Source organism: Serratia sp. AKBS12 (assembly GCF_024793895.1).
In the GTDB taxonomy this organism is placed as follows: Bacteria; Pseudomonadota; Gammaproteobacteria; order Enterobacterales; family Enterobacteriaceae; genus Serratia_F.
Map to the genome: position 1 here is coordinate 19,999 of NZ_JANUSB010000017.1, position 15,170 is coordinate 35,168.

Genomic DNA, 15,170 nt, shown 5'->3' on the forward strand with positions numbered 1-15,170 from the left:
CCCTCGCCAAACAACTATTTTTCAGCGTGGCGTTAAAACGCTTGCATCTGCCTGCGCTTTTGACGCATTTTCATAATCAACAGCGCAGCAAAGCCGCGTCGGCGTTGCCCCGCCGGCCACGCTGCCCATAACAGCAAAACAACATCACAGTCTGATAAAAGTCGTTTAGGAGAGTTTGTATGTGTTCTATTTTTGGTGTGCTCGACCTGAAGTCCGATCCGACAGAACTGCGCAAGAAAGCGCTGGAGATGTCGCGTCTGATGCGCCATCGCGGGCCGGACTGGTCTGGCGTTTATGCCAGCGATAAAGCCATTCTGGCCCATGAGCGTTTGTCGATCGTCGACGTCAACAACGGCGCCCAGCCGCTGTACAACGCCGCACACACCCACGTTCTGGCGGTCAACGGTGAGATCTACAACCACCAGGCGCTGCGCCAAAACCTGAGCGACCGCTACCAATTCCAGACCGGCTCCGACTGTGAGGTGATCCTGGCGCTGTATCAGGAGAAAGGCGCAGACTTCCTCGACGATCTGCAAGGCATGTTCGCCTTTGCGCTGTATGACGCAGAAAAGGATACCTACCTGATCGGCCGCGACCACTTGGGCATTATCCCGCTGTATATGGGTCACGACGAGCATGGCAACCTGTTCGTCGCCTCGGAAATGAAAGCGCTGGTGCCGGTGTGCCGCACCATTAAAGAATTCCCGGCCGGTAGCTATCTGTCGAGCCAGGACGGCGAGATCCGCAGCTATTATCAGCGCGACTGGTTCGATTACAGCAACGTGCAGGATAACGTCACCGACGCCAATGCTCTGCGCAACGCGCTGGAAGACGCAGTAAAAAGCCACCTGATGTCCGACGTGCCTTATGGTGTACTGCTGTCCGGCGGGTTGGATTCCTCGGTGATTTCCGCCATTACCAAGAAATACGCCGCGCGCCGCGTTGAAGACGACGAGCGCAGCGAAGCCTGGTGGCCGCAGCTGCACTCCTTCGCCGTCGGCCTGCAAGGTTCACCGGATCTGCGTGCCGCGCAGGAAGTGGCCAATCATCTGGGCACCGTGCACCATGAGATCCATTTCACCGTGCAGGAAGGCCTGGATGCAATTCGTGATGTGATTTACCACATCGAAACCTATGACGTCACCACCATTCGCGCCTCTACGCCAATGTATCTGATGTCGCGCAAAATCAAGGCGATGGGCATCAAGATGGTGCTGTCGGGCGAAGGTGCCGATGAAGTGTTCGGCGGCTATCTGTACTTCCACAAAGCGCCAAACGCCAAAGAGTTCCACGAAGAAACCGTGCGTAAACTGCTGGCGCTGCATATGTACGACTGCGCGCGAGCCAACAAGGCGATGTCGGCCTGGGGCGTTGAAGCCCGCGTACCGTTCCTGGATAAAAACTTCCTCGACGTCGCGATGCGTATCAACCCGCAAGACAAAATGTGCGGTAACGGCAAAATGGAGAAACACATCATTCGTGAATGTTTCGAATCTTATCTGCCGGCCAGCGTGGCCTGGCGCCAGAAAGAGCAGTTCTCCGATGGCGTGGGTTACAGCTGGATAGATACCTTGAAAGAAGTGGCTGCACAGCAGGTTAGCGATCAGCAGCTCGAGACCGCCAGTTTCCGCTTCCCGTACAATACGCCGACCTCAAAAGAAGGCTACCTGTATCGCGAAATCTTCGAACAGCTATTCCCGCTGCCAAGCGCGGCCGAATGCGTACCGGGCGGCCCTTCCGTCGCCTGCTCGTCGGCCAAGGCCATCGAATGGGACGAATCATTCAAGAAAATGGATGATCCTTCCGGCCGTGCCGTCGGCGTGCATCAATCCGCGTATCAATAAACGCTGCTTTTTGCTGATTGGCGAGCCTCCGGGCTCGCCTTTTTGTTGATGTTTTCAACCATTAATTGCATGAACTGTCGATTTTATAGCCAACCTGTTCACAACCCAGACAAACGGCACATTGCTGGGGTTTTTCGGCAAAAAACTTGTTGACGCAAAACGGCCATATACGCATAATGCGCCCCGCAACGCAGATGAAGGCAGCGCGCAAAAAGATGGCTACGTAGCTCAGTTGGTTAGAGCACATCACTCATAATGATGGGGTCACAGGTTCGAATCCCGTCGTAGCCACCATCTTTTTTTTGCGGGAGTGGCGAAATTGGTAGACGCACCAGATTTAGGTTCTGGCGCCGCAAGGTGTGCGAGTTCAAGTCTCGCCTCCCGCACCACTCTCTTCATCTGAGTTAACTCTGCTGATGGGGTATCGCCAAGCGGTAAGGCACCGGTTTTTGATACCGGCATTCCCTGGTTCGAATCCAGGTACCCCAGCCATTTTCCTTCGGGAAGGGGTCAAGGCAGAAGATTTGTTAAGTTGTTGGGGTATCGCCAAGCGGTAAGGCACCGGTTTTTGATACCGGCATTCCCTGGTTCGAATCCAGGTACCCCAGCCATACAAACAACTTGCAAATCAACGCAGTAAAAATTAGCATGGCTACGTAGCTCAGCTGGTTAGAGCACATCACTCATAATGATGGGGTCACAGGTTCAAATCCCGTCGTAGCCACCATTTTTACTGTCACACTATTGGGGTGTCGCCAAGCGGTAAGGCTCTGGTTTCTGATACCAGCATACCCAGGTTCGAATCCTGGCACCCCAGCCATATTTAGAACAGCCCACTTCGGTGGGCTTTTCGCTTTTCTGCGCACGCAAAAATAACAGGCCGGTTTATAACCGACCCGTGTCTGCGCTGCCGTGCTACAGTCCCAGGGCGTATTTCAGCGCCTTCTGCTTCAATACGCCGGCGCGTTCGGCAGCCATCAGCGCCAGATTGCGCGCCACGCTGAGCGGGGCCAGATTATTGCTGAACGCGGTATAAAACAGATCCATGCCGCTTTGCATCAGCAGGTTATCGGTACGCCGCTGGCGCTGATAGCGTAACAACACGGGCTCGCTGGCCCAGTCTTCACCCCGCTCACGCGCCGTGCTCAACACCGCCAGCAACGCATCCACATCACGGTAGCCGAGGTTGACGCCCTGCCCCGCCAACGGGTTGATGGTATGCGCCGCATCGCCGATCAGCGCCAGTCCCGGCAGAACATAACGCTGCGCATGTCGACGCACCAGCGGGAAGGCGCCGGCGGCATGCGCGCTGACCGCGCCAAGCCGCGCCGGGAAGGCATCGGCAATCTCACGTTGCAGCTCGGTCATCGGCATCGCCTGTAACTGGCGGATCCGCTGCGGGCTGTCGTACCATACCAACGAGGCCCAGTCATCGTACAACGGTAAAAAGGCGCGTGGTCCGGACGGGAAAAACCGTTGCCAGGTAACGTCCTGCTGCGCTGCGCCGGTCTGTACGGTAATCAGCATACAGGACTGGCGATATTGCCAACCGCTGGTGCCAATTGCCGCCCGTTGGCGCACCTGCGAATGCGCACCGTCGGCACCGATCACCAGCCGCGTCGCCAGCACTTCGCCGCTGTCCAGCGTCACCAGCCAGCCTTCGGCGTCGCGTTGCAGATGCTGCAGTCTGGCCGGACAATGCAGCGTCAGGTTTTTACAGTGCGACAGCCGTTGCCACAGCGCCAACTGCAGAATACGGTTTTCCACCATAAAACCCAGCTCCGGCAGGCCAAGCGCCGCTGCGTCGAACGCCACCCGCGCAGACTGCCACTCCCAGGTTTCCAACCGGCGATACGCTGCCAGACGCATCTGCTCAACCGCCGGCCAGGCGCCAAGCTGTTTCAATAAGCCGACCGAGGTGCAACCGATCGCGGAAATACGCAAATCCGGCGGGCTGTGCGGCTCGAACGCCTCCGGCGGCTGGTGCTCCAGCAACGCCACGTCAAAACCCGCCTGTGCCAGCCCCAGCGCCGCTGCTGCGCCGACCATTCCGCCGCCCACGACAACGACGTCAACCCGTGTTTGAGATGTCTTCATGTTTGACTATGCTTGTTGGTTGATTGCCGCCGTTCAACCGCTAACGGCGTTTTGTGTCAGTGTACCGGATTTTTTCTCCGGCTTCAGGTCACAGGGCGTTTTCCTCATGCTGGTCACAACCGCATCAAGTGTTTACAATAAGCGCCCTGCAATGTCACTAATGCACCTTTTTTCGCTCCGCACTGATTAATGGCTATTCAATGACCAAGAAACTACATATCAAAACCTGGGGTTGCCAGATGAACGAATACGATTCATCAAAAATGGCCGACTTACTGGGAAGCACACACGGTTACCAATGGACCGACAACGCCGAAGAGGCGGATGTGTTGCTACTGAATACCTGCTCGATCCGTGAAAAAGCGCAGGAAAAAGTTTTCGCTATGTTGGGCCGCTGGAAGCTGCTGAAGGAAACAAATCCGAACCTGATTATCGGCGTCGGCGGCTGCGTCGCCTCGCAGGAAGGTGAACACATTCGCCAGCGCGCACCGTGCGTCGACGTCATTTTCGGGCCACAAACCCTGCACCGCCTACCGGAAATGATCAACCACGTGCAGGGCACCCGCAGCCCGATCGTTGACATCAGCTTCCCGGAAATCGAAAAATTCGATCGTCTGCCGGAACCCCGCGCCGAAGGACCGACCGCCTATGTGTCGATCATGGAAGGCTGCAACAAGTATTGTACCTTCTGCGTGGTGCCATACACCCGAGGTGAAGAAGTCAGCCGGCCGAGCGACGACGTGCTGTTCGAAATAGCCCAGTTGGCCGCGCAGGGCGTACGTGAAGTCAACCTGCTCGGCCAGAACGTCAATGCCTATCGCGGCGCCACCTACGATGGCGGCGTCTGTTCGTTTGCCGAACTGCTGCGCCTGGTGGCGGCGATTGATGGTATCGACCGTATTCGCTTCACCACCAGCCACCCAATTGAATTCACCGATGACATCATCGCCGTGTATGAAGATACGCCGGAACTGGTCAGTTTCCTGCATTTGCCGGTACAGAGCGGTTCCGACCGCATTCTGACCATGATGAAACGCGCCCACACCGCGCTGGAATACAAGGCCATCATCCGCAAACTGCGCAAGGCGCGGCCGAATATCCAGATCAGCTCCGACTTTATCATTGGTTTCCCGGGAGAGTCCCAGGCCGACTTCGAACAGACCATGAACCTGATTGCCGAGGTCAATTTCGATACCAGCTTCAGCTTCATCTATTCTTCGCGCCCCGGAACGCCGGCGGCAGACATGGTCGATGACGTCAGCGAAGACGAGAAAAAGCAGCGGCTGTATATTTTGCAGGAACGCATTCTACAACAGGCACAGCGCTTCAGCCGTCAGATGCTCGGTACGGTACAACGCATTCTGGTCGAAGGTACCTCACGCAAGAGCGTGATGGAGCTGGCCGGGCGCACCGAGTGCAATCGGGTGGTAAACTTCGAAGGCACGCCGGACTTGATCGGCCAGTTTGTCGATGTGGAAATTACCGAGGTGCTGACCAACTCACTGCGTGGCGTGGTGGTGCGTACCGAACAGCAGATGGATCTGCGCGTGCATGAATCCCCACAGTCGGTGATTGCCCGTACCCGCAAGGAAGATGCCCTGGGTGTCGGCAGCTACCAGCCTTCCCTCCATCGCTGAAACCTCGAGGTAACGCCAGGCGTTCTGGCGCTCCTCGGGCGTTACTCTCCTTTTTCGCCGCCGGGCGTCCGCGTCCGGCGATGTTTTATTTTTTATCAAGAGGCTACAGCATCATGCAACTCCCACACTGCCCGAAGTGCAACTCCGAATACACCTACCAGGACGGCGACATGTACGTTTGCCCGGAGTGCGCCAACGAATGGAACGACAGCAGCGCCGCGCAGGACGATGAGACGCTGACGGTAAAAGACGCCAACGGCAACCTGCTGGCGGACGGCGACTCGGTCACCGTGGTCAAGGATCTCAAGGTCAAGGGCAGCTCATCGATGCTGAAGATCGGCACCAAGGTGAAGAACATTCGTCTGGTAGAAGGCGACCACAATATCGACTGTAAAATCGACGGTTTCGGCCCGATGAAGCTGAAATCGGAATTTGTGAAGAAAAACTGAGCCGCTGGCGGTTGGGCCGATCGTCCCGCGGCCCAACGCGCATTTTTCAACCGTCAGGCCTTGAATTCCAGCGCCAGCGCACAGATAGATCAGGGGTAAACTTGCGCGTCGGCCGTGCACCATGAATAATTCACTTTATAGCCGTTATGCGGCGAGTTACTGGTGTGTTAGCCGCTCACGCCGCCCCGGGCCGATTAAGCAGGCCGTTGGGGCGTCAGCGCCGGTCACCGTGCTGCAACGCAAGTATTCTGCGCCGCATTGACGCCCGGGGTTGCCCCGGGCGCGCCCGTCGGTGACGTAAACCGTGAAACATCAACCAGGCCCTGTGCGAGCCTTGAGGAATCGTTTGAACGTCGCAACACAAGAAATTCTGTTAGAGCCCGCAGATAACAAGCGCTTGCTGAGCCTGTGCGGCCCGTTTGATGACAATATCAAACAGCTGGAACGTCGGTTGGGCATCGAAATCAACCGCCGTGACAACCGTTTCAAGCTGGTCGGCAAGAACCCCTGCGTGGTGGCTGCCGCCGATATCCTGCGCCATCTGTATGTCGATACCGCGCCCATCCGCGGCGTAGTCCCGGATATCGATCCGGAGCAGATCCATCTGGCAATCAAAGAGAGCCGGGTGCTGGAGCAGGTGGCCGACAGCGTGCCGGATTACGGTAAAGCGGTAAACATCAAGACCAAGCGCGGCATGGTGAAACCGCGTACGCCTAATCAGGCGCAATATATCGCCAATATTCTCGATCACGACATTACCTTTGGCATCGGCCCGGCCGGTACCGGCAAGACCTATCTGGCGGTTGCCGCCGCGGTCGACGCGCTGGAACGCCAGGAAATCCGTCGTATCCTGCTGACCCGCCCAGCGGTGGAAGCCGGGGAAAAACTGGGCTTTCTGCCGGGCGATCTCAGCCAGAAGGTAGACCCTTACCTGCGTCCGCTATACGACGCGCTGTTTGAAATGCTCGGTTTTGAACGGGTTGAAAAACTGATCGAACGCAACGTGATCGAAGTCGCGCCGCTGGCCTATATGCGCGGTCGTACGCTGAACGACGCCTTTATCATTCTTGATGAAAGCCAGAACACCACCATCGAACAGATGAAGATGTTCCTGACGCGCATCGGTTTTAACTCCAAGGCGGTGATCACCGGCGACGTGACGCAGATTGACCTGCCACGCAACCAGAAATCCGGCCTGCGTCATGCGGTAGAAGTGTTGTCGGAAGTGGAGGAAATCAGTTTCAACTTCTTCCATAGCGAAGACGTAGTACGCCACCCGGTGGTCGCACGCGTGGTTATCGCCTATGAAGCCTGGGAAGCAGCCGAACAAAAGCGCAAGGATGCACTCGCCGAACAGCGCAAACGCGAGGCGCAGATCGCCTCTGAGCAGGAGACACCATGAGCCAGGTGATTCTGGATTTGCAAATTGCCTGCGAACACGACAACGGCCTGCCTGACGAAGCCGCCTTCCAGCGTTGGCTGGAGGGCGTGCTGCCGCAGTTTCAGGCCGAGGCCGAAGTCACGATCCGCCTGGTTGACGAAGCGGAAAGCCATGAGCTGAACCTGACCTATCGCGGCAAAGACAAGCCGACCAACGTGCTGTCGTTTCCGTTCGAAGCCCCACCGGGCATCGAACTGCCGCTATTGGGCGATTTGATCATCTGTCGACAGGTAGTTGAACAGGAAGCGGTTGAACAAGGCAAATCGCTGGAAGCCCACTGGGCGCATATGGTTGTTCACGGCAGCCTACATCTGCTAGGGTATGACCACATCGAAGACGATGAAGCCGAAGAAATGGAGTCTTTGGAAACCGAAATTATGCAGGGCCTTGGCTACCAGGACCCGTACCTTGCGGAAAAAGACCCCGCCTAAACGCGTTAGCTGAGTCCCCCACAGCCCGGCAACGGGCTGTCGCTAACTTCTTTACTCTGACATGAGTGATATTAACTAAAACGCCATGAGCGACGACCATTCATCAAGCAATGACAGCCCCAGTCCCAAAAAGGGGTTCTTTACTCTTATCCTTAACCAGCTGTTCCACGGCGAACCCAAAAACCGTGGCGATCTGGTAGAGCTGATCCGTGATTCCGAACAAAACGATCTGATCGATCCCGATACCCGAGACATGCTGGAAGGCGTGATGGATATCGCCGAGCAGCGCGTGCGTGACATCATGATCCCGCGCTCGCAGATGGTGACGCTCAAGCGTAACCAGACGCTGGAAGAGTGCCTGGACGTGATTATCGAATCCGCCCACTCACGCTTCCCGGTAATCAGCGAAGATAAAGATCACATCGAAGGCATTTTGATGGCCAAAGACCTGCTGCCGTTTATGCGCACCGAGTCCGAGCCGTTCAGCATCGACAAGGTGCTGCGCACCGCGGTGGTGGTCCCGGAGAGCAAGCGGGTTGACCGAATGCTGAAGGAGTTCCGCTCCCAGCGTTATCACATGGCGATTGTCATTGACGAGTTCGGCGGCGTGTCGGGCCTGGTTACCATCGAAGACATTCTGGAACTGATTGTCGGTGAAATTGAAGACGAATATGACGATGAGGAAGATCGTGATATCCGCCAGCTCAGCCGCCACATGTATACCGTGCGCGCCCTGACGCCGATCGAAGACTTCAACGACGCCTTCGATACCCACTTCAGCGATGACGAGGTCGACACCATCGGCGGCCTGATCATGCAAGCCTTCGGCCATCTGCCGGCACGCGGGGAAACCATTGAAATCGAAGGTTACCTGTTTAAAGTTGCCATGGCCGACAGTCGACGTATCATCCAGGTTCATGTAAAAATTCCGGACGACGCTCCGCAACCGAAACTGGAAGACTAAATTTCACATGGCCAAAGCCTCTTTACTTGAACGCCAGTGGGTTCGCGCCCTGCTGGCGCTGTTGTCCGGTGCCAGCGGAACGCTGGCCTTTTCACCTTACGATCTCTGGCCGGCGGCGATTGTTTCCCTGTTCGGCTTGCTGGCCGTCACCTTGAATCGCAGCGTCAGGCAGTCCGCCCTGCTCGGCTTTGTCTGGGGCATGGGGCTGTTTGGCAGCGGCGTCAACTGGGTGTATGTCAGCATCGCCGATTTCGGCGGCATGCCGTTCGCGGTCAACATCTTTTTGGTGATCCTGCTGGCCGCCTATCTGTCGCTCTACACCGGGCTGTTTGCCGGGGTGCTGACCCGACTGTGGCCGAAAACCGGCTGGCTGCGGCTGGCCATTGCCGCGCCGGCGCTATGGCAGGTCACCGAGTTTCTGCGCGGCTGGGTGCTGACCGGCTTCCCATGGCTGCAATTCGGCTATAGCCAGATCGACGGCCCGTTGAAAGGCCTCGCACCGCTGTTCGGCGTTGATGCCATTACCTTTATTCTGATGTCACTGAGCGGCCTGCTGGTTTACGCCCTCAATCAGCGGCGCATCGTGCCGGCCGCGATCGCGATAGCGATGCTGTTGCTGCCGTGGCCACTGCGCCAGCTGCACTGGTTTACCCCACAGCCGGAACGCGCGGTCAACGTCGCCATGGTGCAAGGCAACATCGCGCAGTCGATGAAGTGGGATCCACAGGCGCTGATCGGTACGCTGCAAACCTATCTGGACGCCAGCCGCCCTTACGTCGGCAAAGCGCCAATCATTATCTGGCCCGAGTCCGCCATTCCCGACGTGGAAAGCAACCAGAACGGTTTTCTGACCATGATGGACGAGCTGATGCGCGCCAAGAACAGCAGCCTGATCACCGGTATCGTTGACGCGCGCGCGGCCGGACGGGGTACCGAGTTCTATAACAGCGTGATCGTGCTGGGCGAGCAACAGCCTTACCGTTATCCGGCCGCCGACCGCTACAACAAGCATCACCTGGTGCCATTCGGCGAGTTCGTGCCATTGGAAACCCTGCTGCGCCCCCTGGCACCGTTCTTTGATCTGCCGATGTCGTCATTCAGCCGCGGCGACTATGTGCAGCCACAGCTGAAGGTGCGTGGTTTCAACCTGACGGCGGCGATCTGCTATGAAATCGTGCTCGGCCAGCAGGTGCGTGACAATTTCCGCCCGGATACCAATTTCCTGCTGACCATTTCCAATGACGCCTGGTTCGGCCATTCCATCGGCCCGTGGCAGCATTTCCAGATGGCGCGAATGCGGGCGTTGGAACTGGGACGCCCGTTATTGCGCAGTACCAATAACGGCGTTACCGCCGCAGTCGGCCCGACCGGCGAAGTGCTTGCCGAGATCCCGCAGTTCACCCGTCAGGTGCTGGAAGTGAAGGTAACGCCTACCACCGGGGTCACGCCGTATGCCCGCTTCGGTTCGCTGCCGTGGTGGATCATCACCGCACTGTTCGGTGGTCTGGCGCTGGTGTTCAGTCTGCGTCGTAAATAACCTACCGGGGCGCAGCACGCTGCGCCCCGTTTCCGCTTGCCCAATCGCCGGCAAATCAACATTTTTGGCACATTCCTTGCTTTAATTCTTCTGTAATCAATCGCTGATTTACTGTTAGAGACCTGTGCTCGCCCCCTGCACAACCTGCGTGCATCACCAGCCCCACAATGGTGCACAAGGGTTTTATTGCATTCATTTGGTGCGCGTGATGTCTCAAATTATGAAACATTTTAGTTTCAACCTGTTCACAATCGGCTATTTTCTAACGGTAATCTGTACCAAGACTATCTTTATAATGTGAGCAACAGATAGCCATTTTTTACCCTGACGCTCTTTAGTCAGAGCCACCACAACAGCAAGGAGTTGGACCATGCAAATGCGTAAACTGGCGTTGTCGTTACTGCTGATCGGAATGGCAAGTAGCGTAGCCCATGCCGAAGAGTTGACCGGTACGCTGAAGAAAATCAAAGACAATGGCGTGATCGTTGTCGGCCACCGCGAATCCTCCGTGCCGTTCTCCTACTACGACAACCAGCGGAAAGTGGTGGGGTATTCCCAGGATTATTCAAACCAGATCGTCGAAGCAATCAAAAAGCAGCTCAATGCACCAGACCTGCAGGTCAAAATGATGCCGATCACCTCGCAAAACCGCATCCCATTGCTGCAAAACGGTACCTTTGACTTCGAATGCGGTTCCACCACCAATAACATCGAGCGTCAGAAACAGGCCGCCTTCTCTGACACCATCTTCGTGGTTGGTACCCGTTTGCTGGTGAAAAAGGGATCTGAGGTCAAGGACTTCAAGGATCTGGCCGGCAAAGCGGTAGTGGTCACCTCGGGCACCACCTCTGAAGTGCTGCTCAACAAGCTGAACGACAAAGACAAAATGAACATGCGCATCATCAGCGCCAAAGACCATGGCGACTCGTTCCGCACGCTGGAAAGCGGCCGTGCGGTGGCGTTCATGATGGATGACGCCCTGTTGGCCGGTGAACGCGCCAAGGCCAAAAAACCGGATCAATGGGAAATCGTCGGCACCGCACAGTCCAAGGAAGCCTATGGCTGTATGCTGCGCAAAGACGATCCGCAATTCAAGAAACTGGTTGATGACACCATTGCGCAAGCGCAAACCTCAGGCGAAGCCGCCAAATGGTTTGATAAGTGGTTCAAACAGCCTATCCCACCGAAAAACCTGAACATGAACTTCGAGCTGTCTGATGACATGAAGCAATTGTTCAAAGAACCAAACGACAAAGCACTGAACTAATAACAATAGAGCGGAGGCGGTGTACGCCGCCCCGCCCTTTGATGGTCGCGACAGACAGGTAACCGATGCGGCAGGCCGTTCCCCTGCCGCATTTTCCAACGCAGTCACCGCACATCCAAGCCAGCCCGACTGGCACTGCGGCGTCCAGCGTTATGCAACCATCAATATTTAGCGCGCCCGGCGCGTGTTTATCGGAGTTTGTTATGTCAATAGATTGGAACTGGGGTATCTTCTTGCAGCAGGCCCCGTTTGGCAACACCACCTATCTGGGCTGGATCTGGTCCGGCTTTCAGGTGACGATTGCCCTCTCCGTCTGTGCATGGATTATCGCTTTCTTTGTCGGCTCGCTGTTCGGGATTTTACGTACCGTGCCGAACCGTTTTTTGGCCGCCATCGGCACCGCCTACGTCGAACTGTTCCGTAATGTGCCGCTGATCGTACAGTTCTTTACCTGGTATCTGGTGATCCCCGAACTGCTGCCGCCGGACATCGGCATGTGGTTTAAGGCCGAGCTCGATCCCAACGTGCAATTCTTCGTTTCGTCAACCATCTGTCTTGGCCTGTTTACCGCCGCCCGCGTGTGCGAGCAGGTACGTGCCGCCATCCAGTCGCTGCCGCGTGGCCAACAGGCCGCAGGCCTGGCGATGGGTCTGACGCTGCCGCAAACCTACCGCTACGTACTGTTGCCGAACGCCTACCGGGTGATTGTGCCGCCGATGACCTCGGAAATGCTCAACCTGGTGAAAAACTCCGCCATTGCCTCGACCATCGGGCTGGTGGATATGGCCGCTCAGGCCGGCAAACTGCTGGATTACTCCGCTCATGCCTATGAGTCCTTCACTGCCATCACCCTGGCCTATATCGGCATCAATGCCGTGATTATGCTGGTGATGCGCGTCGTTGAACGAAAAGTGCAGTTGCCTGGCAATATGGGGAGTAAATAATGTACGAGTTTGACTGGGGATCGATAGTCCCAAGCCTCCCTTATCTGATGCAGGGCATGATAGTTACGCTCAAGATCACCGTCACCGCCGTGGTCTTCGGCATCGTCTGGGGCACCATTCTGGCGGTGATGCGCCTGTCGCCACTCAAGCCGATCAGCTGGTTCGCCACGCTGTACGTCAACCTGTTCCGCTCGGTACCGCTGGTCATGGTGCTGCTGTGGTTCTATCTGGTGGTTCCAAGCTTATTACAACAGGTTCTAGGCATCTCGCCGAAAACCGATATTCGCCTGATCTCGGCTATGGTAGCCTTTTCGCTGTTTGAAGCCGCCTACTATTCGGAAATCATCCGCGCCGGCATTCAAAGCGTGTCGCGTGGCCAATCCTCCGCGGCGCTGGCGCTGGGCATGACCCACTGGCAATCGATGAAGCTGGTGATTCTGCCGCAGGCGTTTCGCGCCATGGTGCCGCTGCTGCTGACGCAGGGCATCGTGCTGTTCCAGGATACCTCGCTGGTTTACGTGCTGAGCCTGGCTGATTTCTTCCGTACGGCCTCGAGCATCGGCGAGCGTGACGGTACGCAGGTCGAAATGATCCTGTTCGCCGGCTTTGTCTATTTTGTGATCAGCATCGCCGCCTCGGCGCTGGTCAGCTATTTGAAGAAAAGGACTGTTTGATGATTTCCCTGAAAAATGTTTCTAAGTGGTACGGTCACTTTCAGGTGCTGACCGATTGCTCCACAGAGGTAAAAAAAGGTGAGGTAGTCGTGGTCTGCGGTCCTTCAGGCTCGGGCAAATCGACGTTGATCAAGACCGTCAACGGCCTGGAGCCGATCCAGCAAGGCCAGATCCTGGTCAACGATACCCCGGTCAACGACAAGAAAACCAACCTGGCGCAGCTGCGTTCCAAAGTCGGCATGGTGTTCCAGCATTTCGAACTGTTCCCGCATCTGTCGATCATTGAAAACCTGATCCTCGCCCAGGTCAAAGTGCTCAAGCGCGATAAGGCCGCGGCACGAGAAAAAGGCCTGAAACTGCTCAAGCGCGTCGGATTGACCGCCCACGCCGACAAATACCCGGCACAGCTTTCCGGCGGTCAGCAGCAGCGTGTGGCCATTGCCCGTGCGCTGTGTATGGATCCCATCGCCATGCTGTTCGACGAACCGACCTCGGCGCTCGACCCGGAAATGATCAACGAAGTGCTGGACGTGATGGTCGAACTGGCTCACGAAGGCATGACCATGATGGTAGTCACGCACGAAATGGGCTTCGCGCGTAAGGTAGCGCACCGGGTGATCTTTATGGATGAGGGGAAAATCGTTGAAGATCGCAATAAAGACGATTTCTTCAACAATCCGCAATCCGAACGCGCCAAAGACTTCCTGGCGAAAATCCTGCATTGATCCCTGCCAATGCGCCCCCGGTGGGCGCATTAAAAACGCTTGTCTATCGGCAATTTTGATCCGATGCTCAGGATAAAACCAACGAGCAGAGGACACACCGCCATGCCACGCCCCATAATTATTGATTGCGATCCCGGCCTCGACGACGCCATTGCCCTGGCAATGGCACTGCGAGCGCCTGAACTGGACGTAAAAGCCATTACCACCTCTGCCGGCAACCAGACGCCGGAAAAGACCCTGCATAATGCCCTCGCCCTGCTGACGCTGATGCAACGCGAAGAGATTCCGGTCGCCGGCGGCGCCGCCAAGCCGCTGCTGCGCCCGCTGGTGATTGCCGAACAGGTACACGGCAAAACCGGCATGGGCAACACCCGCCTGCCAGCGCCGCGCATCCAGCCAACGGCGACCAATGCCGTGGCGCTGATCGCCGAGCTGCTGCGCACCAGCCGGCAGCCCATCACGCTGGTCGTCACCGGGCCAATGACCAATATTGCGCTGCTATTGGCTCAGTATCCGCAACTAAAGGCCAACATCGAACGCATCGTGTTTATGGGCGGCGCGCTGCACGGCGGCAACGCCACGCCGGTGGCCGAATTTAATATTTATGTCGATCCCGAAGCGGCAGAGATGGTACTGCAGTCCGGCGTGCCGCTGACCATGGCCGGTTTGAACGTGACTCATCAGGCGCTGATGCTGCCGCGGGACGTTGAACGCGTAAAGGCGATCGACAATCCGGTGGCCAACGCGGTGGGGGAAATGCTCGACTTTTATCTGCCCATCTATCTGCGCCATGCGCGCGGGCTGCCGGGCGCGGCGATGCATGATCCCTGTGCCATCGCCTGGCTGCTGGCGCCACAGCTGTTCGACAGCTGCGAACGCTGGGTGGGGGTGGAAACCCAAGGCGCATATACCCTTGGCCAAACCGTGGTGGATGAGTTCCAGCAAAGCGGCAAACCGGCCAACGTACAGCTGTTGACCGGTATTGATCGCCAGGGTTTCGTTGAGCTGCTGCTGAACTGCCTGCGCCGCTATTGAGTTACAGACCGGTATCGACGCCCGCTTGCAATCAGTTTTTTTGACTTAACTCAGCGAATTTTTGCGCTATCACTGCGCATTGGTTATCCATAAGATGTCTTCGAGCTGCCAACATCAATCAACGA

The 15,170-nt window shown here is 56.8% G+C and carries 13 protein-coding genes and 6 tRNA genes; 18 read left to right on the top strand and 1 reads right to left on the bottom strand.

The features are described 5' to 3' along the window. The first annotated feature begins 179 nt into the window (after positions 1-179). From asnB to NYE85_RS21225, 7 genes are all read left to right on the top strand, one after another. Positions 180-1,844, top strand: a complete 1,665-nt coding sequence (gene asnB / locus NYE85_RS21195) for an asparagine synthase B (RefSeq protein ID WP_259006705.1) — start codon at positions 180-182, stop codon at positions 1,842-1,844. A gap of 217 nt (positions 1,845-2,061) precedes the next feature. Further along, positions 2,062-2,138 (top strand) — tRNA-Met (locus NYE85_RS21200). Between the two features lie 10 nt (positions 2,139-2,148). Continuing rightward, positions 2,149-2,233: transfer RNA gene (locus NYE85_RS21205), tRNA-Leu, on the top strand. Between the two features lie 28 nt (positions 2,234-2,261). Continuing rightward, positions 2,262-2,336, top strand: a tRNA-Gln gene (locus NYE85_RS21210). A 44-nt stretch (positions 2,337-2,380) separates the two neighbouring features. Next, a tRNA-Gln gene (locus tag NYE85_RS21215) sits at positions 2,381-2,455 on the top strand. Positions 2,456-2,494: 39 nt separating this feature from the next. Beyond that, positions 2,495-2,571 (top strand) — tRNA-Met (locus NYE85_RS21220). 18 nt (positions 2,572-2,589) lie between these two features. Next, positions 2,590-2,664 (top strand) — tRNA-Gln (locus NYE85_RS21225). Between the two features lie 95 nt (positions 2,665-2,759). Here the strand turns inward: NYE85_RS21225 and ubiF are convergent. Further along, on the bottom strand, positions 2,760-3,941 hold the full coding sequence (ubiF, locus tag NYE85_RS21230; RefSeq protein ID WP_259006706.1) for a 3-demethoxyubiquinol 3-hydroxylase: 1,182 nt from the start codon (positions 3,939-3,941) through the stop codon (positions 2,760-2,762). A gap of 200 nt (positions 3,942-4,141) precedes the next feature. On the opposite strand from ubiF, the gene miaB reads away from it, so the two are divergent. The 11 genes from miaB to rihA all read left to right on the top strand — a co-directional run bounded on the left by miaB (position 4,142) and on the right by rihA (position 15,045). Then, on the top strand, positions 4,142-5,578 hold the full coding sequence (gene miaB, locus NYE85_RS21235; protein ID WP_259006707.1) for a tRNA (N6-isopentenyl adenosine(37)-C2)-methylthiotransferase MiaB: 1,437 nt from the start codon (positions 4,142-4,144) through the stop codon (positions 5,576-5,578). 113 nt (positions 5,579-5,691) lie between these two features. Then, complete coding sequence (locus tag NYE85_RS21240) at positions 5,692-6,027, top strand: zinc ribbon domain-containing protein YjdM (RefSeq protein WP_039992370.1); 336 nt, start codon at positions 5,692-5,694, stop codon at positions 6,025-6,027. A 346-nt stretch (positions 6,028-6,373) separates the two neighbouring features. After that, positions 6,374-7,429 (top strand): PhoH family protein, encoded by a 1,056-nt coding sequence (locus NYE85_RS21245; RefSeq protein WP_259006708.1) that lies wholly within the window; start codon positions 6,374-6,376, stop codon positions 7,427-7,429. Further along, on the top strand, positions 7,426-7,899 hold the full coding sequence (ybeY, locus tag NYE85_RS21250; protein WP_259006709.1) for an rRNA maturation RNase YbeY: 474 nt from the start codon (positions 7,426-7,428) through the stop codon (positions 7,897-7,899). The genes NYE85_RS21245 and ybeY overlap by 4 nt, the downstream gene beginning before the upstream one ends. 85 nt (positions 7,900-7,984) lie before the next feature. Continuing rightward, positions 7,985-8,863, top strand: coding sequence for a CNNM family magnesium/cobalt transport protein CorC (gene corC, locus NYE85_RS21255; protein WP_004965923.1), 879 nt, complete (start codon positions 7,985-7,987; stop codon positions 8,861-8,863). A gap of 7 nt (positions 8,864-8,870) precedes the next feature. Further along, on the top strand, positions 8,871-10,400 hold the full coding sequence (lnt, locus tag NYE85_RS21260; RefSeq protein ID WP_259006710.1) for an apolipoprotein N-acyltransferase: 1,530 nt from the start codon (positions 8,871-8,873) through the stop codon (positions 10,398-10,400). 370 nt (positions 10,401-10,770) lie between these two features. Next, positions 10,771-11,667, top strand: a complete 897-nt coding sequence (locus tag NYE85_RS21265) for an amino acid ABC transporter substrate-binding protein (RefSeq protein WP_259006711.1) — start codon at positions 10,771-10,773, stop codon at positions 11,665-11,667. Between the two features lie 203 nt (positions 11,668-11,870). After that, on the top strand, positions 11,871-12,611 hold the full coding sequence (locus NYE85_RS21270) for an amino acid ABC transporter permease (protein ID WP_039992372.1): 741 nt from the start codon (positions 11,871-11,873) through the stop codon (positions 12,609-12,611). After that, positions 12,611-13,285: a glutamate/aspartate ABC transporter permease GltK gene (gene gltK / locus NYE85_RS21275; protein WP_004965933.1), complete on the top strand. Its 675-nt coding sequence runs from the start codon at positions 12,611-12,613 to the stop codon at positions 13,283-13,285. Before NYE85_RS21270 ends, gltK begins: the two co-directional genes overlap by 1 nt. Then, positions 13,285-14,010, top strand: coding sequence for an amino acid ABC transporter ATP-binding protein (locus tag NYE85_RS21280; RefSeq protein WP_004965935.1), 726 nt, complete (start codon positions 13,285-13,287; stop codon positions 14,008-14,010). The genes gltK and NYE85_RS21280 overlap by 1 nt, the downstream gene beginning before the upstream one ends. A 102-nt stretch (positions 14,011-14,112) precedes the next feature. Then, entirely contained in the window at positions 14,113-15,045 is a 933-nt protein-coding gene (gene rihA, locus NYE85_RS21285) for a pyrimidine-specific ribonucleoside hydrolase RihA (protein WP_259006712.1), read from the top strand. Positions 15,046-15,170: the final 125 nt, after the last annotated feature.

Bases quoted from the DNA above. Each gene is read 5' to 3' on its own strand.
- asnB (WP_259006705.1), top strand. From the start codon at position 180: ATGTGTTCTATTTTTGGTGTGCTCGACCTGAAGTCCGATCCGACAGAA.
- ubiF (WP_259006706.1), bottom strand. From the start codon at position 3,941: ATGAAGACATCTCAAACACGGGTTGACGTCGTTGTCGTGGGCGGCGGA.
- miaB (WP_259006707.1), top strand. From the start codon at position 4,142: ATGACCAAGAAACTACATATCAAAACCTGGGGTTGCCAGATGAACGAA.
- NYE85_RS21240 (WP_039992370.1), top strand. From the start codon at position 5,692: ATGCAACTCCCACACTGCCCGAAGTGCAACTCCGAATACACCTACCAG.
- ybeY (WP_259006709.1), top strand. From the start codon at position 7,426: ATGAGCCAGGTGATTCTGGATTTGCAAATTGCCTGCGAACACGACAAC.
- corC (WP_004965923.1), top strand. From the start codon at position 7,985: ATGAGCGACGACCATTCATCAAGCAATGACAGCCCCAGTCCCAAAAAG.
- lnt (WP_259006710.1), top strand. From the start codon at position 8,871: ATGGCCAAAGCCTCTTTACTTGAACGCCAGTGGGTTCGCGCCCTGCTG.
- NYE85_RS21265 (WP_259006711.1), top strand. From the start codon at position 10,771: ATGCAAATGCGTAAACTGGCGTTGTCGTTACTGCTGATCGGAATGGCA.
- NYE85_RS21270 (WP_039992372.1), top strand. From the start codon at position 11,871: ATGTCAATAGATTGGAACTGGGGTATCTTCTTGCAGCAGGCCCCGTTT.
- gltK (WP_004965933.1), top strand. From the start codon at position 12,611: ATGTACGAGTTTGACTGGGGATCGATAGTCCCAAGCCTCCCTTATCTG.
- NYE85_RS21280 (WP_004965935.1), top strand. From the start codon at position 13,285: ATGATTTCCCTGAAAAATGTTTCTAAGTGGTACGGTCACTTTCAGGTG.
- rihA (WP_259006712.1), top strand. From the start codon at position 14,113: ATGCCACGCCCCATAATTATTGATTGCGATCCCGGCCTCGACGACGCC.